Here is an 18,587-nt window from a genome sequence, read left to right as displayed (position 1 = left end):
TAAAGAATCGGTCTCAAATATCGAACGGGGAATCGTTCTGCTCGTCGATGTCGAAGCCGACCCTGATCTGGATGGCGTGCGGTTCGGTGAGCTCGTCGAAGATCTCCAACGCTTGCCGCCACATCTGATGTGCCTCGACCATGTCGTCGGCAGCCGAGCAGACCACGCCAAGGTGGTGGCGGGTGATGGCCTCGCCGCGGCGGTCGTTGATCTCCTCGCGCAGGACGAGCGCCTGCTGCAGGAACTGCTGTGCGGCTTCGTGGTCACCGGCCCGGTAGTTGGCGCACCCGAGGTTGTCGAGGGTGTTGCCTTCGGCGAAGTGGTCGCCGAGCTCCTGCGAGATCCGCAAGGCCTGGTTGTAGTGCAGGATCGCGTCCTCGTGGCGGTTGAGGTCCTCGTAGACGTCGCCGAGGTTGTCCAGCACAGCGCCTTCGCCGTAGCGGTTGTCGATGTCGCGGCAGATCTGCAGCGCGCGCTCGTAACATTCGATTGCCTGCTCAGGGCGCCCCAGTTTGCGGTGGATGTCGCCGAGATTGCTCAGGGTCAGGCCTTCGCCGTAGTGCTCGCGCAGTTCATGCCAGATCTGCAGCGCCTGCCGGTAGTGATCTACGGCTTCGTCGTACCGGCGCAGTCCCCGGTACGCGCCACCGAGGTTGCGCAGCGTGCTGCCTTCGCCGTACCGGTCGCTGATCTCGCGGAACATCTCCAGCGCGCGTTGGTAGCACTCGATCGAGTCGTCGAAGTGCCGCAGTTTCCGCAGCGTGTTGCCCAGGTTGTCCAGCGTGCTGCCTTCGCCGTAGCGGTCGCCGACCTCGCGCCGGATCTGCAACGCGCGCTGGAAATACTGCGCGGCCTTGGTGAACCAGCGTAAGTCGTAGTACGCGATGCCGAGGCTGTTCAACGTCCACGCTTCCGCGTACGGGTCGCCGAGCTTGCGCGTGGCCTGTAAGGCGATCTTGTGCACGCTGATCCAGTCAGCCCAGTGCTTGCGCAGGTTGAAGAAGCCAAGCAGCGCGGCCGGAAGTTTCCACGCGACCGCGTACTCCCCCGCCTGCTCGGCCTGCATGGTCGCGGCGACCAGGTTGGCGCGCTCGGCTTTGAACCAGGTCAACGCTTCGTGATACGTCTCGAACGCCTCGGGTTCCTGCACACCGGTCAATGTGGGCAGCGCGGCGCGACGTCGTTGCGGGGCAAGGACGCGAGCGGCTGCGTCCGCGCTGTAGAGATACCAGTTCAGGACTCGGCGGACGGCTTCTTCGCGGTCCAGCTCGGTTTCGGCGTCGTTCGCGCACTCGGCCGCGTACATCCTGAGCAGGTCGTGCAACCGGTAACGGTCGCGGCCGACCTCCTCCAGCATGTGCGCGCCCGCCAACGTGCCCAGCAGTTGCCGGGCGTGCGTGGGCGCCAAGCCCGCGAGCGCACCGGCCGCCGCGCTGCTCATCTCCGGCCCCGGGTGCAGTCCCAGCAACCGGAACAACCTGGCGGCGTCTGGGTGTAAAGCGTTGTAGCTCCACGAGAACACCGTCCGCACTGCGGCTGACCCGTCCCCGTTGGACAGCTGGTCGAGCATGCGGTTCTTCTCAGCCGACAGCTCAGTGACGAGGTCAGCCAGCAGGACGTCGTCGTTGCCCGCGCCGCGCTCGGCCACGATCCGCAGCGCCAACGGCGTATATCCACACAGGGCAGCCAATTCGGCACAGGCCTCTGGCTCGGCGGCGACACGTTGTTTGCCGACGATCTCGGTGACCAGGGCGATCGCGTCCGGCTGCGGCAGGACGTCAAGGTTCACGCGGACCGCGCCGTCCCACGCGATCAGGTCTTCCAGCCGGTTTCGGCTGGTCACAAGGACAAAGCAGGTCGACCGGCCGGGTAAGAGCTTGCGTACTTGATCAGCGCTGCGGGCGTTGTCCAGCACGATCAGCATCCGCTGCCCGGCCAGCACCGACCGGAACATCCGGGCCTGTTCGTCGAGGTCAGCGGGGATCCGCTGGGCGTTCACGTTCAGCGCGCCAAGCAGTTTTCGCAGTGCGTCCGCCGGGGACATCGGCTGCTGGTGCGGGTCGAATCCCCGCAAGTTCAGATATAGCTGGCCGTCCGGGTATCGCCCCGCCATCCGATGCGCCCAATGCACCGCCAGCGCGGTCTTTCCCACGCCTGCCGGGCCGTCGATCACCGCGACGCCGACTTTGTCGATCAGCCCGTCGAGCCGGTCGAGTTCTGTGTTGCGTCCACTGAAACCTGGGACGTCGTTGGGCAGTTCCCTTGGCGAATGCCAGCCCACGTTGCGTGCCTTGGGGGTGACAACGCGGCCGACGACCGTGCGCATCAACGGCTGTAAGCGATCCAGCAGGCGCGGCCGCGATTCCGCAGGCGGCAGGGCTGGATAGTCTGCCGCCGACAACTCGTCCGGCCGGAAACCCCACTCTTCTTCCCGCAGTTCTTCGCCGTCGTGCAAGGAACTCGCGACGATCGAGTCCGATGGCAGGCCGTAGCGGCGGATCTCGACGTCCACGTCGGCCATCGCCTGACCGGGCTCGGACGTGGGCATGACGAGGTCGTCCGGTACGCGGATCCACGCTGGCGTCGTGCTTTCCTCTTTGACGCCGACAAAGACCTCGCGGTAATTCTCCGGCCGGATCGCCGGATCGTTCTTCACGACGTCGCGATAGAAGTTGTCGGACACCATCAGAGTGAACACGCCGCGTGAGGCCGCGAGGACCGCCTTGAGCGCCGGTGCTTCCAGCATCCGGCAGACGAAGTTGACGGTGTGCCCGACAATTCCCTTGCCGTCGGAGTCGATCTGGCCGACGTGCACGGCCACCCGCAGCCGGATTCGCGCTTCGACGGCGTAGATGGCGTTGTTGCGGCGCAACGCCGCGGCGAGCCGGTGCGGCAACTGGTCGACGAGGTAGACGTGTGCGATGTCCGGCGGGACGAGAATCAGCACGCCGTCGCCTCGGTCTTGGCTGGTATCGCAGCTGGCCCACGGAATTCCGGCTTCGGTGAACCCCTGTTCCAGCGACTCGTAGAGGTTGCGTCTTGTCGCCGCCTGAAGCAGATCCGTCCGGCTGGAGAACCCCTCGACATCGACCGCGACAATGGCCCGGTACATGACTGTCCCTCCCCTCACCCCAGGAAGCTACACACTAACTCGCTGATCCCGCGCTCACCGAACATTGCGATCTGTCAAGGTATGTCGTCACACAAGGCGCCAACAAAGCAACCTGATGACCGCAACCGGACACCCCGGGACGCGGGCTTGGGCGCCGCCGCCGTGTCCACCTTTGCTGAAGAGTGTGTCCACCATTCCTGAAGCATGAAATGTCCGCTCCGGCACAGTGAAATGACCAGTGGGCGATGCCGCGGGATTTCGGTGTGCAGGAACGGTGGACACGGTGTGCCGGAACGGTGGACACGGTGTGCCGGAACGGTGGACACGGTGTGCCGGAACGGTGGACACGGTGTGCCGGAACGGTGGACACGGTGTGCCGGAACGGTGGACACGGTGTGCCGGAACGGACATTTCGGTGTGCCGGAACGGTGGACACGCCACGCCCGGCACGAATTCGCCGCGTTCACCCGCTGTTCTATTTCCGGGCTTATGGTCGGGAAAGTCATCCCGGCACTGGTCACTTTGGATCTGGGAGGGTGCGTGGACGTTTCCCTGATCGTCCTGATTGTCGTCATCACCGCGCTGGCATTCGATTTCACCAACGGGTTCCACGACACGGCCAACGCCATGGCGACGTCGATCGCCACCGGCGCGTTACGGCCGAAGGTCGCGGTCGGGCTGTCCGCCGTGCTGAACCTGGCGGGCGCTTTTCTGTCCATCGAGGTCGCCAGGACGATCTCCAGCGGTATTGTCGACGAGACCAGAATCGGCCCAGCGGTCATCTTCGGCGGCCTGGTCGGCGCGGTTATCTGGAACCTGGCGACCTGGCTGCTCGGGCTGCCGTCCAGCTCGTCGCACGCCTTGTTCGGCGGGCTGATCGGCGCGACCTGGGTCGCCTCCGGCTCGGACGCCGTCCACTTCGGGACCGTCGTGGAGAAGGTCCTGATCCCGGCCGTCGCGTCCCCGTTGATCGCAGGCACCGTCGCGGCGCTGGCGACCTACCTGGCGTACACGATCACTCGCCGGACACAGGATTCCGTTCGTACGCGCGGATTCCGGGTCGGCCAGATCGCATCTGCATCGCTGGTTTCCTTGGCGCACGGTACGAACGACGCCCAGAAGACCATGGGCATCATCACGCTGACGCTCATCACCGCAGGTACGTTGCCCGCAGGATCGCCACCGCCGCTATGGGTCATCCTGTCGGCCGGGCTGGCAATCGCGCTCGGTACGTACCTCGGTGGCTGGCGAATCATCCGAACCCTGGGCAAAGGCATCACGGACATCGAGAGCCCGCAAGGCTTCGCGGCCGAAACCAGCGCGGCCGCGGTCATCCTCACCTCGTCGCAGCTGGGTTTCGCCCTGTCGACCACACATGTGTGTTCCGGTGGCGTGATCGGCGCGGGTGTGGGCAAGCGGCTCGCCGAGGTCCGTTGGGGCACGGCCGGGCGCATGGTGATCGCGTGGCTGCTCACGCTCCCTGCCGCCGCAGTCGTCGGCGCGCTCGCGGGTGAGGCCGCCGATCAGGGCACGCTCGGCACAGTCGTGGTCGCGGTCGTCGCCGCTGCGATCGCCGCGGGGATCTACCTGGCCTCGCGGCGTCACCCGGTGGACGCGAGCAACGTCAACGAAGTCCCCGCGCACGCGACGGTCTGAACAGGAGCAGCAGGATGCATGTCAACTGGGGTGCGCTTGGCGAGGTTTTCCTTGTCGCGCTTGTCGTCGGCGTCGGCACGATCGGCCTGTTCTCGCTCGGCATCATCGCGCTGGACCGCCGTGAGGCCGCCGTGACCAATGGTCGTTCCGTGGCAGGGCCGACAGTCGTGTCGGTGCTGTGTTTCCTCGCGTGCGCGGCGATCGTGGGCTACGGGATCTACCTGGTCATCGCGCGGTGACAGGATAGGCGCATGGGACGGTACTTCGAGGATTTCGTGGTCGGGGACGTCTACAAGCACCCGCTTGGCCGGACGGTGACCGAAACCGACAATTCCTGGCTCACGCTGCTAACCCAGAACACCGCGCCACTGCACTTCGACCGGCACTACGCCGGGCAGACCCAGTGGGGCAAACCGCTGGTCGACTCGACGTTCACCCTCGCACTGGTGACCGGGCAGAGCGTGGTGGACATTTCCCAGCACGTGCTGGCCAACCTCGGCTGGGACCGGGTTCGCTTGCCGAACCCGGTCTTCGAGGGCGACACGATCTACTCGCAGTCCGAAGTGCTCAGTGCACGCGAGTCGGCCTCACGGCCGGACGCAGGCGTGATCCAGGTCCGGACGATCGGCTTCAACCAGGACGGGGTCATCGTGATCACGTTCGAACGGACGCTGCTGGTCTACCGGCGCGGCCACGGGCCCGAATTCGCGTCCGTCGAGCCCGTGTGGGACGAACGGTCCCGTAAAGCCGCCGGTCTGGATCACTCGCCGGGGTAGCGGACGCCCAGCTGGGCGCGGACGTTGTCCATTGCCTCCATCACCCGCAGGGTGGCGTCGAGCGGGAAAACCGCTGACTCCGTCCGGCCTTCGGTGAGGCAGCGCGCGGCTTCGGCGGCTTGGTAGCGCAGGCCGCCGTGCCCTATGTCGGCGACCTTCTCGTGCTGGCCGACGAGCTGGTCATCACGGTCGTACATCTTGATCCAGTTCGGCTCGTAGAACGGGCCGCCGATGTCCAGACGCCCAGCCGTGCCGCACACCGAAGCCGTGGTGGCCGACCTGGCCAGCATCGACGAGTGCAGCACGCCCTGAGCACCTGCCGCGTTCGTGACGACAACGGTCTGCTGGCTGTCCACGCCAAGGTCGGTCAACGTGCCGACCGCGGTGATCGAGGTGAACTGGCCGAGCACGAACTCGGCGAACGAGATCGGGTAAACGCCCAGGTCAAGCAGGGCGCCACCGGCCAGTGCGGGGTTCGACAGCCGCTCGGGCCCGTTCGGGTACAGCGGCTGGTCGTGGTCGGCGTACACCGTGGTGATGTCGCCGATCAGGCCGTTCTCGACCACCTGGCGGATGACGTCGTAGTGCGGCAGGAACCGCGCCCACATCGCCTCGATCAGCAACAGGTTCTTCGAGCGCGCCAGGTCAACCAGGTCACGGGCTTCGGCGGCGTTGCGCGTGAACGCCTTCTCGACCAGCACGGCCTTTCCGGCTTCAAGGGCGAGGCGCGCCTGGTGGTGGTGCTCGGAGTGCGGCGAGGCCACGTAGACGATGTCGACCTGCGGATCGTTCACGAGCTCTTCGTACGAGCCATAGGCCGCGACCGCGTCGAATTCGTCCGCGAATGCCTTGGCACGGTCGTAGCTGCGTGACCCGATCGCGGCGATCTCCTGGCGGGTTCCTTGCCTGAGCGCGGTGCAGAACAGGTTCGCGATCCAGCCCGGCGCGAGGATTCCCCACCGCACCGCCGGAGCGTCCATCGGGTCCGGGGTCCGCGGCGCGGGAAGTGTGCTCATGGTCTGAAATGTCCCTTCACGGTGGACTGCGCAGGGTCTGTCGGCTCATCATGCTTGGTAGGGGAACCGCTGCGATCGACCGGGGGCGGGAAATGCTGCGGGTGCACTTCACTGCCGATGACCTGACCAGGATCCGGATCAGGGCATATCCGCATCCGTTGTGGGAGGTGCTGCTTAGCCTGCACCTGCTGCAAACGCGGCGTGGCGCGGCCATTTTCGGACCGTGGCGACGTGATGTGCGGACCGCGTTGCATCCGACGGGCGACATTCTGACCACTTTGGCCCCACCAAAGGGTTACTCGCCGGATTTCCTTACGCCTTTCGTGGACAGTCCTTCGTTGGACGATGGGCTGGAAGCGGTGCTGAGCACCAGCAGCGCCACCCTGCGTGCCGACATGACCAGGCTGGCTTCGCAGACCAGGTTGCCGAGCTGGGCGTGGCGGATCGCCGGTGGCGACGCGGAGATGATGCGCACACTGGCCGACCGGATCCGCCAGTACCACGCCAAAGCCCTGTTGCCGTACGCACAGGTGTTCAACTCCCACATCCGCGAGGACTGGGCGCGGCGCGCCGAAATGGCGATGACACACGGGCTTGAGCACGTATTGTCCACATTGCACCCATCGACCCGGTGGCGTGCGCCGGTGCTTGAGGTCGCGTATCCGGTCGATCAGGATCTGTATCTGGACGGACGTGGGCTCGTGCTCGTGCCGTCGTTCTTCTGCTGGCAGACCTCCATGACGTTCGCGGATCCGGCCTTGCGTCCGGTGCTGGTGTATCCGGTCGATCCGGTGATCGGCTGGGCGACTAAGCAATCGCTTGCTCCCAACGCCCGATCCCTTGACGCGTTGCTCGGCCGGACCAGGGCCACTGTGCTGCAAGTGATCGCCGACAAGCCGTACCTGAACACCAAGGAACTGGCCATCGCGACCGGAACCACGCCTTCCGGCGCGTCCCAGCACGCGGCGGTCCTGCGTGACGCCGGTCTGGTGAACACCCAGCGGCGCAACGGTTCGGCCGTGCACACACTGTCCAAACGCGGCGCTGCCCTACTCGCTCGTGAGTGGTTAGCCGTGTTCTAACCCGGCTAACCACTCACGAGGTCTGATCAGGCGGAATAGCCCTTTGGCGGGATGAGGGTCGCCAGTTGGTTGAAGGTCAGCCAGTAGATCTGGTTGCCGCCGAAGTTGGCCGGGTCGGCGATCTTGACGGTCATGTCCGAGCTGTCGTAGCCGATGACGGTGAAGTAGTGCCAGACCGTGTAGTTCGGGTAGCCAGGCGGGTGATTGTTCGGCGGGGCAACGATGTTCGCCACGATCGCGTAGCCGTTGTTGATGTCCAGCACGATGTCACGCCACAGCAGATCGCGCTGTGCTTTCGTTGGCGGGTCGTTCGGCATTTCCTTTGTCTCGTACCAGCCCGTGCCGATGTGGTTGTTCAGAACCCGCGTGACCTGGCCGATCCAGTCGGTGCCATTGGTCGTGGTCGGCAGTTGCTGCGCGAGCGTGGCCTGGCTGGGCGGGTTGCTCTTCTTCGCCGAGATCGCGATCCTTGTCGCCGCGGGCCCGCACCAGTAACCGGTTTGCTGGACCTGGTACTGGATGTTGAGCACGGCCAACGCGCCGACGCCCTCGACCTTGGCGGGCGCTGGCATGGCCTTCACCCAGTCCGGCGGCTGCACAACATTCTTCGTGTTCGCGACGGCAGCCAAAGGCGCGCACACGAGACCGGTCACAGTAGTCAGCGTCAAAACCAATGCCTTGAGTCTCATCTCGCCGATTCCTTCATGTGCAGGGACGAAAACGGCGGCGCGCCACATATCCGACTCTACGCTCGGACAGCAAAGCCACAACGAGATTCAATTCAGGATGAATCCGACTGTTGAGCACGTAAATCGGCGTACACGTGCCTTGGCGTTGGCACCATGACCGAGTACGACCGCCACGCGCTCGCTCGCGTCTACGTCGAGGTGCAGCGCGACTACAACCCGGCCGACGGGTACAAGACCGCGCTGCCTTTGGAACACTAACGTCGAGTGCCGTGAAGGCCACCCTCGCGGCGTTCAACGCGCCTAATCTTCCCCTCACCCCGATCCAGCCATGCTCGAGACCATCAAGCCAGCGAACAGGTGGTCAGCCCTCGTGTTGTTCGGCGAGCGCAACAATCTTGTGCACGGTGGCCAACGGCACCGTGACTGCGATGTCCCATGTTTGATCGTCATGGCCGACGAGAATCGTAACTTGTCCACCACTCGACACCCAGAACACTGGCACACCAGCGCAACGGCCGACGGCGAGGGCACGGCGAGCAAGCCAGTCGGCGCTGTCGATCTCGCGAAGCCGCATGAAGTCCGCTGCCGAAGCCTGGACGTTCAATTCCCAGGCGTCAGTCGCCAGCTTCATGGCCACTGCGGAATCGCCCGATTCGTTGATGGCCAAGCTCACCATGAACGGAACCCTAGCCGGGGATTTGTGTCTCGATGAATGTGATCAGCGAATCCACTGACGCGGCCGAGATCTCCTCGTCCGTCACCTCGATCAAAGCGTCCGCGTGCGCCCGGGTCGAGGAAAACTCCTTGCCAGGCAAGGCTGCGTACACCCTCGACCAAGCCGAAACGTCCTTCTCCAGGATGTCTGGCGGCAGAGTGCGGGCCGTCGAGTTCATGCAGGACAACCAGGCCAGTGTCGTGACCTACCGTTGGACGGACCTCGGTGGTGACCATGCGATTCCTCCTAGTTAGTTCAAATTCGAACAAGACCATAAGAGGAAGTGCAAATTTCAACAACCCGGGTTCCGCTGAGTGGAAAGGATGTCCACTACGCTCAGGACATGGCGCTGGATGACTCGGAACTCGCTGCGTGGCATGACTTCCTGCAGATCACGGCGACCATCAACCGGCGCATCGAGCAGCAGCTCAAGCAGGACGCAGGCCTGACCCATCCGCAATACGAAGTGCTCAGCAGGTTGTCCGAGGCGCCCGACGCCTGCTTGCGCATGACGGAGCTGGCGCAAGCAGCCGTGACCAGCAAGAGTGGCCTGACCTACCAGGTGACCCAGCTGGAGAAGGCAGGTTTCGTCGCACGCCGCGACTCACCCGGTGACGATCGCGGGGTGGTTGCCTACCTGACCGAGAAGGGTTGGGCGAAACTGAAGACCGCGGCCCCTGGGCATGCTGAGCTTGTTCGTCATTTGTTTCGGGAAGGGTTGACGGACAAGGAGTTCGACGGATTCGCCACTGCGATGGCCGCTATGCATCGTCATCTGGGGTCGTGAGGTTTAGCCTCGACGCATGGAACGTTTCGCCATGCTCATCGCAGGCAAGGCGGTCGACGCGGTGTCCGGCCGCACCTTCACGTCACAAAACCCCTATACCGGTCAGCCGTGGGCGCTCATCCCGGACGGCGGGCCGGAGGATGTGGACGCCGCTGTCGCGGCCGCGCGGTCCGCTTTGGACGGTCCGTGGGGCGAGATGACCGGATTCGCCCGCGCGAGCCTGTTGCGGACTCTTGGCGATCTTGTCGCACGGGACGCCGAGAAGCTCGCGCGCTTGGAGGTCAACGATTCCGGCAAGCTGTACCGGGAGATGATCGGGCAGCTGACCGCGCTTGGCAGCTGGTATCACTATTACGCCGGCCTTGCCGACAAGATCGAAGGCCGCCAGATTCCGTCACCCAACCCGAACTACCTCGTTTACACACGCCGTGAGCCTGTCGGTGTCGTCGCCGCGATCACGCCGTGGAACTCGCCTTTGCTGCTGATGACGTGGAAACTCGCGCCCGCGTTGGCCGCCGGGTGCACGGTCGTGGTCAAACCTTCCGAACACTCCCCGGCTTCCACGCTGGGGTTTGCCGCTTTGGTCACCGAAGCAGGGTTCCCGCCGGGCGTTGTCAATGTCGTCACGGGTTCGTCGCGTGAAACCGGAGCCGCTCTCGCCGGGCACACCGGGGTGGACAAGGTGGCGTTCACAGGTTCGTCCGCGACTGGCAGGGCCGTTGCTGTTGCCGCGGCGCAGAATCTGCGCAAAGTCACCCTCGAACTTGGCGGGAAGTCCCCGCAGGTCGTGTTCCCCGATGCCGACCTTGCCGCTGCCGCCAATGGGATCGTGGCTGGCGTGTTCGCGGCGACGGGCCAGACTTGCATGGCTGGGTCTCGGTTGATCGTGCATTCCGATGTGCACGATGAACTCGTGCGACTGGTGAGTGCTCGTGCGGCCGAGATCAAGCTTGGCGACCCCACGGATCCCGCGACCGAGATGGGGCCGGTCGCGAACACGCCTCAATTCGAGAAGGTCCTCGGTTTTCTTGAGGTGGCACGGGATGAGGGCGCGACCGTGGCATGTGGCGGCGCCACTCCCGGCGGCCTGTTCATCCAGCCGACCGTGCTGACCGGGATCACCCAACAGTCCACTGTGTACCGCGAGGAGGTTTTCGGCCCGGTTCTGACAGTTCTGCCGTTCACCTCGGAGGACGAAGCCGTCAAACTGGCCAACGACACACCTTACGGCCTTGCCGGTGCCGTGTGGACGAAGGACATCCACCGCAGTCACCGGGTTGCCGCCCGGATCAAAGCTGGCACCGTGTGGATCAACGCCTATCGGGTTGTGGCACCTTCGGTTCCTTTTGGTGGCTACAACGACTCCGGCATCGGCAGAGAGAATGGGATCCACGCTATCGACGAGTACCTTGAGGAGAAAGCCGTTTGGGTCGAGCTGAGCGGCGGCACCCGGGATCCATTCGTTGTCGGGTAAGGCCTAACGACGGCGGAAGTCCGCGTTGACCGCGGGCAGGTATGACCACACGATCGCGCCGACCGTGGCGAGCACTTGGATCGCGGCGAACACCGCGTTCAGTGCGGCCAGATCACTGACACTGCTGCGATCCAGCGCGTCAAGGACTTGAACCGTGGCGAGAACTGCGGCGACGACGCCAAGAACCGTCAACGTCACGCGCGCCCACTGCCTGGCGAAATAGAACTGCCGGGCGATCGACGCGTACGCAGGCACCAAGCACAGCAGGAAACTCGCCAGTAACGCGTCACCGAGCGCATTGGATCCCGTTGCCCAGCGTGTCCAACTGCGACCGTTGCTCGGCAGACTGTCAATGAACTCGGCACCGAACTGCAACGCGAGCGCCGCGATGCCAACGCCCCACAGCCAAGCGGGCCACCGCGTCGCTTCCCCCGGTGCGCCGCCTTGATCGAAGTACTTGCGGGCCCGTGGAGTGAACGCGAGAATCGCCGCCGCGATCGCGGTCGCTGTCCTGGCTGCCTCGATCAAGAAGACGACAATCAGGCCGTCCGCTTTTCCGGCGGTGATCACGGTCAGGCCGACTACCAGGGTCCAGGCGTAGTACACGGCCAACCCTGTCAGGACTGTTCTGGCAACAGGTTGGCCTCGGTCGAACTTCCTGATGGCCACGATCACCAGTGCCACGCCCAGAACGAAACCGATCAGTAACCGGTCGTTCCATCCGACTCGTCCGAGCGTGTCGTACAGACCGATCAACGCGGGCACCATGGTCAGGCCCGCGGCCGTCCACCAAAGAACAACGGCCATGTAGACCGCGTCCGGGCGGACTTGCCTGTGGTGACGCACGTTCAGTTCAGCCATGCCTCGCACGGTAAGCGCGCCACCTCGGGAGACCTCCCCGTTCGCCTACCGAACGGACGATCATCGCTGGACAGGGCATCTGAACCAATTCCGTAAACCCTCCATTGTGGACTAGGCGCCCGATTTGCCCACTTCGCCACGTCAGAACTGCCCAGTTCAGGCACGAATCGGACACTATAGTTAGGAAAGTTTCCTAACAGTATTGACCAAGGTTCTCCCCGCATGTCACGCTCACTGGCACTCGCCGCCACTGAGTTGACACCCTGCGTCGCATAACTCGAGCGAGGAGAAGATGCTGAAACCCCTGCGAACACTGGCTTTAACGACGGTTCTGATCGCTGGAGCCATCGCGACGCCCGCGACGGCCGCGGGCACGCCCTACGTGTCCGGCACGCTCCGGCCGTCGGCGTCCCAGGCCACCCAGGACGCCGCGGTGACGAAGTACTGGAACTTCTGGAAGGCCAACTTCCTGTCCACCAAGTGCGGTTCTGGCACGTACGCGGTGCTGTCGAAGGACGCCGACCACCCGTTCGTAGCCGAGGGCCAGGGCTACGGGATGACCATCGCCGCCATGATGGCGGGCAAGGACTCCCAGGCCAGGACGATCTTCGACGGAATTCTGAAGTTCGTCAAAGCTCATCCCTCGGTCAACAACAAGGATCTGCACGCCGCCGAGCAGGACGCGAACTGCAAGAGCGTCAACGGAAGCGACTCGGCGACCGACGGTGACCTCGAAATCGCCTACGGTCTGCTGATCGCCGACAAGGTGTGGGGTTCTTCCGGTTCGGTCAACTACAAGGCCGAAGCCACTCGGGTGATCAACGCGATCAAGGCCTCCGAAGTCAGTGCCAGCACCAAGTTCACGCTGCTTGGTGACTGGGGCAACTCCGGCAAGTACGCGACCGCGTCCCGCTCGTCCGACTGGATGCCCGGCCATTTCCGCGCTTTCCAGAAGGCGACCGACGACTCGACGTGGGGTCAGGTCCGGAGCAAGGCCGAAAACGCTGTCAGCCAACTGCAATCCCAGTACGCCTCGAAGACTGGGCTGCTTCCTGACTTCGTCATCAACACCAACAGCACACCCAAACCGCCGTCCGGCAAGTTCCTCGAAGGCAAGTACGACGGCGCGTACAGCTGGAACGCCTGCCGCGACCCGTGGCGGCTTGGCGCCGACGCGATCACCGCACCTGGCAGCGCCGCGCTTGCCCAGGTACGCAAGATGAACGCGTGGATCCAGACCGCGACCGGTGGTGATCCAGCGAAGATCGGCTCCGGCTACACCCTCGCCGGCGCACCGACCGAAAAGGGCGAACACCCCTGCTTCACCGCCCCCTTCGCGGTCGCCGCGATGACCGACCCTGGCAGCCAGGCCTGGTTGGACAAGCTGTTCACGCAGATCACCGGATTCAGCCCGGACGCGACGGACTACTACGGAACCGGGATCACCCTGCAGGTTCTGCTGATCCTGTCCGGCAACTTCGTCGCTCCCTGACCAAGAGAAGGAAGCCCCCATCCCGCCGCCCCGCACTGGAGGTTTCTTCAACCATGTCCCGACGCATCGCAGCTCTGGGTCTCGGCGCGGTCGCGGTCATCGCCGCGGCCACGCTGTCCCAAGGCGGAGCCCAAGCCGCTCCCGGCGCAGGCGCCATGACCAATCTGGACACATCGGCCGGCAACCGCCGGGCAGCCGTCAACGGCTTGTACGACTGGAGCAAGGGCGGATACCGAGGCGGGCAGAACCTGCCTGGTGCCGGTGATGTCAACTCCAACCAGACGTGCCAGATCACGCCGCAGGAGTTGAGCAGCCAGTACAACGTCAAGCCGAACGACGGCGCCGACGACTCGGCCGGTTTGCAGTCGGCCATCGACGCCATCAAGAGTTCCTGCTCGAACTCGGCCAACTACAACAAGTTGAGCCTGATCACGTTGCCAGCCGGTGAGCTGGTGGTGACGCGTGAGTTGCATGTGGACGCCGACTATCTGATCATCCGCGGTGCCGGGATGACGCAGACGAAGGTGGTCTACCGGCCGGACAACAACACCCTGTACGACGCGCTCACCGAGGACAAATCGGACTGGGACGAAGACGGGATGACGTACGGCCAAGGCAAAGGCGGCTGGCTGTGGCCAGGTCGCGGGTTGTTCCGGGTGCAGTCGCGTGGTGTGCACTCGAGCTACTCCAGCGACTACAGCTCGGCACCGGCCAACCGCAAGGACATCTTCGAGGGCACGGTGAACGTGCACTGGAAGTCCGGCGTGAAGCTGCGGGAAAAGGCCGGTGACAAGGGATTCTCCGCCCGCACCGGCGACCGGGTCGTGCACCTGGCCTCCAGCGGATCGATCACCGCCCTCAAAGCGGGCGAGTTCGTGAACATCCGTGCGGCGAACTCACAGAAGTTCTACCAGGAACAGCAGGCGTTGCCGACGACGTGGCCGTTGCTGAACATGCACATGCGTCAGCAGATCTTCACGATCGCGTCGGTCAACACCTCGCAGCGAACCATCACATTGGACAAGCCGCTGGAGTTCGACGTCCCGGTGGACTCCACATCGGACGGTTCACCGCCGCTCGCCGGTGGCGCGTACGACTCGAAGGCCGCTCCGCTGGTGGATCCCGTTGTGGGCGTTGGGTTTGAGAACTTCACGTTCACGCAGGACATGCCGAACCTGAACAAGGCCGAGGCCGTGAACAACTACGGCAACATGGACCCGCGTGCGGAAATGCACGGAATCGTGTTCAAGTGGGCCGCCAACTCGTGGGTCCGTGGCATGAAGGCGGAGATGACCGGCTCGCACCCGATCGTCACCGAGGAAGCCAAGAACCTGCAGATCGTGAACAACGAGCTGGACGGCTCGTGGAACAAGGGCAAGGGCGGCAACGGATACTTCCGTGGCTCCCGCGTCTGGGACTCCCTCTACTCGGGCAACACCTCGCGTAACCTCCGGCACTTCACCTTCCAGTGGTCGGCTTCCGGCAACGTCGTGATCGGCAACGACTTCGACTCGGACCTGAACCTGCACGGTGGGTGGGAGCGCAACAACCTGTTCGAGCTCAACACCGTGAAGGTCAACTACGGGCACCGCTCGGGCAACTGCCGCGCGAACTGCGGTGACGAGGGTGGCGGTGGTCCTGACGACTCGAACTGGTTCCCGATCTGGTGGGGCGCCGGTAAGAAGGCCGTCAAGTGGTCCGGCGCGTCCGGTCCGAAGAACGTCTTCTTCAACAACACCATGACCAAGCAGCTGGCCACCAACGGTCCGTTCCAGGAGTACTACCCGGACAAGCAACGGATCTACATCTTCGGCTGGAACGGCACCGGCTACAAGCACCTCGATGTGGGTGGTACGCCGATCGCCGACTGGGCGAAGAACGAACAACGCGACTACACCGGCGGTCACGGCATCGATGCGACCAAGACCGAAAACGGACAGTCACTGTTCCTGAAGAACGCGGGCCGCTGATGAAAGGCAAAGTCGCAGTCGCCGTGCTCGCCTGGACGGCACTGCTCGGCACCGCACAGACGGCTCAGGCGGAAACGGTGAACGTCAGTACCGCTGCCCAGCTCCAGGCGGCGTTGGCCAAGGCGGCACCTGGGCAGACGATCAAGCTGGCCAGCGGCACGTATCGCGGTTCGTTCGTCGCGGCGAAGGCCGGGACGTCGTCCAAGCCGATCACGTTGACCGGCCCGGCGAACGCCGTGCTGATCAACGACGGCCCGTCGGGTGAGGCGCCGGACTGTCCAGTGCCGACCAACGGCTGGGATTCCGGTTACGGACTGTGGCTGTACAACGCTCCATACTGGAATCTGAGCGGCTTCACGGTCGCGGAGTCCAAGAAGGGCATAGTCGCGGACATCTCGCACCACACCGTGATCGACGGCGTGTACGTGCATCACGTCGACGAGGAGGCTGTCCACTTCAGGCGGTCCTCAGCGGACAGCGTGATCCGCAACTCGAAGATCACCGACACCGGCCTGGTACAGAAGGGATACGGCGAAGGCGTCTACATCGGCTCGGCCGTGTCGAACTGGACGTGCCACGGCAACAGCGGTGGTGTGGACAAGTCCGATCGGGTTCAGGTGCTGAGCAACACGATCGGGCCGAACGTCACCGGTGAGCACATCGATATCAAGGAAGGCACCCAGAACGGTGTCGTGAAGGGCAACACCTTCAACGGCAAGGGAATCGTCGGCGAGCATTCGGCCGACTCGTGGGTGGACGTCAAGGGAACCAGCTACACGATCGAGAACAACACCGGCACGTTCACCAAGCCGGGTGTTCTCGCCAACGGTTACGAGACACACAGCATCAGCACCACCCCGAAGTTCCCGAGCGGGTGCGGCAATGTCTGGCGGAACAACAAGTCGGACCTCGGTGATGCGGGTGAGTATGCCATCCGGATCACCACAGTGTCGCAGTGCAAGGACAAACCCAACACCGTGTATGCGTCGAACACGGTGTCGTCGGCGAAGAAAGGGCTAACGAACGTGCCTGTCACGCCCTGATACCGCCGACCGACGGCGCCTGGCATCCTCCGGTCCAGGCGCCGTCTTTCTTTTATGCACGGGACGATCACATTCATAAATGAACAGCCCGGAAATACCTGACATTCGTTGGTAGCCAAGGAAAATCGTTTCGGAAAGAGTCTTGACGAATTACTCGCCGAGCGGTTGACTCAGTAACACTTCTCCCCCTGCAAGGAGGAATCCCTGTGAAAATGACGCGTACCCTCGCGGCTGTCTGCACTGCCTGTCTTTTCCTTCCGGTCGCCGGTGTGTCCGCGCAGGCAAGCCTGCCGGGTGCCGAGCAGCAGTCGGTGTCCGTCGCGGCCGTCGGCCTCGACGACCCGGCCAAGAAGGAAATCGCGATGAAGATCGTGTCCAGTGCGGAGAACTCCTCATTGGACTGGCGGGCACAGTTCAAGTACATCGAAGACATCGGTGACGGCCGTGGCTACACCGCGGGCATCATCGGTTTCTGCTCTGGCACGCACGACATGCTGGAGCTCGTCCAGGCGTACACCAAGCGCAAGCCTGGCAACGTCCTTGCCAAGTACCTGCCGGCGTTGGAGCGGGTCGACGGCTCGGACTCGCACGAGGGCCTCGACCCGAACTACACCAAGGACTGGAAGACCGCGGCGAAGGACAAGGTCTTCCAGGACACCCAGGAAGCCGAGCGGGACCGGGTGTACTTCAACCCTTCGGTGAACCGGGCCAAGCAGGACGGCCTGCGCACGCTCGGCCAGTTCGCCTACTACGACGCCATCGTGATGCACGGTGACGGTGGCGACAACACCAGCTTCAGCAACATCCGCAAGCGCGCGATGGCCAAGGCCAAGACGCCGGCTCAGGGCGGCGACGAGACGGCGTACCTCAACGCCTTCCTCGACGCGCGCGTGTGGGCGATGAAGCAGGAAGAGGCGCACTCCGACACCAGCAGGGTCGACACGGCCCAGCGGGTCTTCTTGAAGAACGGCAATTTCGACCTCAAGACGCCGTTGTCCTGGAAGGTCTACGGGGACTCGTTCTCCATCAAGTAAACGCGTGAGGGCCACTTTTCCGGCGTCTGACGTCGCGATAGTGGCCGTCACGGCACAACGGGCCAGCTCCGAGGGGGTTGGCCCGTTAGCTATAGAGGGCTTCGAGGACCTCGGCGACACCGTCATCTTCGTTGCCGCCGATCACATGGTCCACAATGGCCAGCACGTCCGGGTGGGCGTTGGCGACTCCATATGCCGTTCCGGCCCATTCGAGCATCGGCAGATCGTTGGGCATGTCGCCGAATGCGATCACGTCAGCCTGGTCGATGCCTTTGTGCAAAGCCAGATCTGCCAGTGCGGCCGCTTTGCTGACGCCCAGCGCGGTTGCTTCGATCAGGCGCAAACCGTTGGAATGGTAGACGTTTACGAGACCGGCGAGTATCGGTGCCGCGATGGTGAGTAGTTCGTCGTTGGACATCGCGGGATGCCGGGCCAGCAGCTTCGGCCCTGGGCGGCTCAACAACGCGGCGTCTTCGAGTCGTTCGATCGTGACGCCTCGATCCCAGTCCCAGGGCTCGTAAAGCGCGTCCGCCGCCAGTGAAGTCGCGTGTTCCACGGCGATTCCGATATCCGGGATCGCCGCGCGCAGTTTGCCGACCGCGTCGACCAAGTCGGCTGCGGTGATGGTGTATTCGGCGACGACCTGCCTGGTGTGCATGTCGTACAGGTAAGCGCCGTTGGAACAGATCGCGATACCCCGGTTGCCGAAGGCTTCCGCGACTTCGTCCATCAGTCGCGGTGGGCGCCCGGTGACCGCGACGAACTCTGCCCCAGCCTGTTCCACCTTCGCGAACGCCGCCACCGTGCGGCTTGAGATGGTTCCGTCAGAACGGACTACCGTGCCATCCAAATCGGTCGCTACCAACAGTGGCTTACAGAT

General features: G+C 64.0%; 17 protein-coding genes. 10 read left to right on the top strand and 7 right to left on the bottom strand.

The genetic code is table 11. From position 1 onward, the window contains the following. Positions 1-13 precede the first annotated feature (13 nt). Positions 14-3,112 carry an ATP-binding protein gene (locus LWC34_RS47300; protein ID WP_233732051.1) on the bottom strand — a complete coding sequence of 1,033 codons (3,099 nt, stop codon included), beginning with the start codon at positions 3,110-3,112 and terminating at the stop codon, positions 14-16. 540 nt (positions 3,113-3,652) lie between these two features. Between LWC34_RS47300 and LWC34_RS47295 the strand changes: the two genes are divergently transcribed. The 3 genes from LWC34_RS47295 to LWC34_RS47285 are packed head-to-tail and all read left to right on the top strand — an operon-like array spanning position 3,653 to position 5,544. Continuing rightward, positions 3,653-4,768: an inorganic phosphate transporter gene (locus tag LWC34_RS47295; RefSeq protein ID WP_233732049.1), complete on the top strand. Its 1,116-nt coding sequence runs from the start codon at positions 3,653-3,655 to the stop codon at positions 4,766-4,768. A 14-nt stretch (positions 4,769-4,782) separates the two neighbouring features. Further along, positions 4,783-5,007 (top strand): hypothetical protein, encoded by a 225-nt coding sequence (locus LWC34_RS47290; RefSeq protein ID WP_233732047.1) that lies wholly within the window; start codon positions 4,783-4,785, stop codon positions 5,005-5,007. A gap of 12 nt (positions 5,008-5,019) precedes the next feature. After that, positions 5,020-5,544: a MaoC family dehydratase gene (locus LWC34_RS47285; RefSeq protein ID WP_233732046.1), complete on the top strand. Its 525-nt coding sequence runs from the start codon at positions 5,020-5,022 to the stop codon at positions 5,542-5,544. Here the strand turns inward: LWC34_RS47285 and LWC34_RS47280 are convergent. Then, complete coding sequence (locus tag LWC34_RS47280; protein WP_233732044.1) at positions 5,529-6,560, bottom strand: Gfo/Idh/MocA family protein; 1,032 nt, start codon at positions 6,558-6,560, stop codon at positions 5,529-5,531. The two genes, LWC34_RS47285 and LWC34_RS47280, sit on opposite strands and share 16 nt — an antisense overlap. 50 nt (positions 6,561-6,610) lie before the next feature. Between LWC34_RS47280 and LWC34_RS47275 the strand changes: the two genes are divergently transcribed. After that, positions 6,611-7,642, top strand: coding sequence for an ArsR/SmtB family transcription factor (locus LWC34_RS47275; protein WP_233732042.1), 1,032 nt, complete (start codon positions 6,611-6,613; stop codon positions 7,640-7,642). A 26-nt stretch (positions 7,643-7,668) separates the two neighbouring features. Here LWC34_RS47275 and LWC34_RS47270 read toward each other — a convergent pair whose 3' ends face one another. From LWC34_RS47270 to LWC34_RS47260, 3 genes are all read right to left on the bottom strand, one after another. Further along, positions 7,669-8,331 (bottom strand): C39 family peptidase, encoded by a 663-nt coding sequence (locus LWC34_RS47270; protein ID WP_233732039.1) that lies wholly within the window; start codon positions 8,329-8,331, stop codon positions 7,669-7,671. A 361-nt stretch (positions 8,332-8,692) separates the two neighbouring features. Beyond that, complete coding sequence (locus LWC34_RS47265; RefSeq protein WP_233732026.1) at positions 8,693-9,007, bottom strand: hypothetical protein; 315 nt, start codon at positions 9,005-9,007, stop codon at positions 8,693-8,695. 10 nt (positions 9,008-9,017) lie between these two features. Further along, positions 9,018-9,224, bottom strand: coding sequence for a hypothetical protein (locus LWC34_RS47260; protein WP_233732023.1), 207 nt, complete (start codon positions 9,222-9,224; stop codon positions 9,018-9,020). Positions 9,225-9,389: 165 nt separating this feature from the next. On the opposite strand from LWC34_RS47260, the gene LWC34_RS47255 reads away from it, so the two are divergent. Both LWC34_RS47255 and LWC34_RS47250 read left to right on the top strand, forming a co-directional pair. Next, positions 9,390-9,833 (top strand): MarR family winged helix-turn-helix transcriptional regulator, encoded by a 444-nt coding sequence (locus LWC34_RS47255; protein WP_233732022.1) that lies wholly within the window; start codon positions 9,390-9,392, stop codon positions 9,831-9,833. A 16-nt stretch (positions 9,834-9,849) separates the two neighbouring features. Continuing rightward, the gene (locus LWC34_RS47250; protein WP_233732019.1) at positions 9,850-11,307 is read left to right on the top strand and encodes an aldehyde dehydrogenase; all 1,458 of its coding nucleotides are present in this window, start codon (positions 9,850-9,852) and stop codon (positions 11,305-11,307) included. Positions 11,308-11,310: 3 nt separating this feature from the next. On the opposite strand, the gene LWC34_RS47245 is transcribed toward LWC34_RS47250, so the two are convergent. After that, the gene (locus tag LWC34_RS47245; RefSeq protein ID WP_233732016.1) at positions 11,311-12,168 is read right to left on the bottom strand and encodes a hypothetical protein; all 858 of its coding nucleotides are present in this window, start codon (positions 12,166-12,168) and stop codon (positions 11,311-11,313) included. 292 nt (positions 12,169-12,460) lie between these two features. On the opposite strand from LWC34_RS47245, the gene LWC34_RS47240 reads away from it, so the two are divergent. The 4 genes from LWC34_RS47240 to LWC34_RS47225 all read left to right on the top strand — a co-directional run bounded on the left by LWC34_RS47240 (position 12,461) and on the right by LWC34_RS47225 (position 17,707). Continuing rightward, positions 12,461-13,660 carry a family 8 glycosyl hydrolase gene (locus LWC34_RS47240; RefSeq protein ID WP_233732015.1) on the top strand — a complete coding sequence of 400 codons (1,200 nt, stop codon included), beginning with the start codon at positions 12,461-12,463 and terminating at the stop codon, positions 13,658-13,660. Between the two features lie 53 nt (positions 13,661-13,713). Then, positions 13,714-15,630 carry a hypothetical protein gene (locus LWC34_RS47235; RefSeq protein WP_233732014.1) on the top strand — a complete coding sequence of 639 codons (1,917 nt, stop codon included), beginning with the start codon at positions 13,714-13,716 and terminating at the stop codon, positions 15,628-15,630. After that, positions 15,630-16,673: a right-handed parallel beta-helix repeat-containing protein gene (locus LWC34_RS47230; RefSeq protein WP_233732008.1), complete on the top strand. Its 1,044-nt coding sequence runs from the start codon at positions 15,630-15,632 to the stop codon at positions 16,671-16,673. Before LWC34_RS47235 ends, LWC34_RS47230 begins: the two co-directional genes overlap by 1 nt. Before the next feature lie 212 nt (positions 16,674-16,885). Next, on the top strand, positions 16,886-17,707 hold the full coding sequence (locus tag LWC34_RS47225; protein ID WP_284051896.1) for a chitosanase: 822 nt from the start codon (positions 16,886-16,888) through the stop codon (positions 17,705-17,707). Positions 17,708-17,792: 85 nt separating this feature from the next. Here LWC34_RS47225 and LWC34_RS47220 read toward each other — a convergent pair whose 3' ends face one another. Further along, positions 17,793-18,572 (bottom strand): HAD family hydrolase, encoded by a 780-nt coding sequence (locus LWC34_RS47220; RefSeq protein WP_284051895.1) that lies wholly within the window; start codon positions 18,570-18,572, stop codon positions 17,793-17,795. Positions 18,573-18,587 lie beyond the last annotated feature (15 nt).

Source organism: Kibdelosporangium philippinense (assembly GCF_021390435.2).
Lineage (GTDB): Bacteria > Actinomycetota > Actinomycetes > Mycobacteriales > Pseudonocardiaceae > Kibdelosporangium > Kibdelosporangium philippinense.
Note: the sequence above shows the minus strand (reverse complement) of the source record. Positions and strands in the feature narration are given on the sequence as shown.

What these genes read in the sequence shown, in the direction of transcription:
- LWC34_RS47300 (WP_233732051.1), bottom strand. Translation starts at nt 3,112, where the DNA reads ATGTACCGGGCCATTGTCGCGGTCGATGTCGAGGGGTTCTCCAGCCGG.
- LWC34_RS47290 (WP_233732047.1), top strand. Translation starts at nt 4,783, where the DNA reads ATGCATGTCAACTGGGGTGCGCTTGGCGAGGTTTTCCTTGTCGCGCTT.
- LWC34_RS47285 (WP_233732046.1), top strand. Translation starts at nt 5,020, where the DNA reads ATGGGACGGTACTTCGAGGATTTCGTGGTCGGGGACGTCTACAAGCAC.
- LWC34_RS47280 (WP_233732044.1), bottom strand. Translation starts at nt 6,560, where the DNA reads ATGAGCACACTTCCCGCGCCGCGGACCCCGGACCCGATGGACGCTCCG.
- LWC34_RS47275 (WP_233732042.1), top strand. Translation starts at nt 6,611, where the DNA reads ATGCTTGGTAGGGGAACCGCTGCGATCGACCGGGGGCGGGAAATGCTG.
- LWC34_RS47270 (WP_233732039.1), bottom strand. Translation starts at nt 8,331, where the DNA reads ATGAGACTCAAGGCATTGGTTTTGACGCTGACTACTGTGACCGGTCTC.
- LWC34_RS47265 (WP_233732026.1), bottom strand. Translation starts at nt 9,007, where the DNA reads ATGGTGAGCTTGGCCATCAACGAATCGGGCGATTCCGCAGTGGCCATG.
- LWC34_RS47260 (WP_233732023.1), bottom strand. Translation starts at nt 9,224, where the DNA reads ATGAACTCGACGGCCCGCACTCTGCCGCCAGACATCCTGGAGAAGGAC.
- LWC34_RS47255 (WP_233732022.1), top strand. Translation starts at nt 9,390, where the DNA reads ATGGCGCTGGATGACTCGGAACTCGCTGCGTGGCATGACTTCCTGCAG.
- LWC34_RS47250 (WP_233732019.1), top strand. Translation starts at nt 9,850, where the DNA reads ATGGAACGTTTCGCCATGCTCATCGCAGGCAAGGCGGTCGACGCGGTG.
- LWC34_RS47245 (WP_233732016.1), bottom strand. Translation starts at nt 12,168, where the DNA reads ATGGCTGAACTGAACGTGCGTCACCACAGGCAAGTCCGCCCGGACGCG.
- LWC34_RS47240 (WP_233732015.1), top strand. Translation starts at nt 12,461, where the DNA reads ATGCTGAAACCCCTGCGAACACTGGCTTTAACGACGGTTCTGATCGCT.
- LWC34_RS47235 (WP_233732014.1), top strand. Translation starts at nt 13,714, where the DNA reads ATGTCCCGACGCATCGCAGCTCTGGGTCTCGGCGCGGTCGCGGTCATC.
- LWC34_RS47230 (WP_233732008.1), top strand. Translation starts at nt 15,630, where the DNA reads ATGAAAGGCAAAGTCGCAGTCGCCGTGCTCGCCTGGACGGCACTGCTC.
- LWC34_RS47225 (WP_284051896.1), top strand. Translation starts at nt 16,886, where the DNA reads ATGACGCGTACCCTCGCGGCTGTCTGCACTGCCTGTCTTTTCCTTCCG.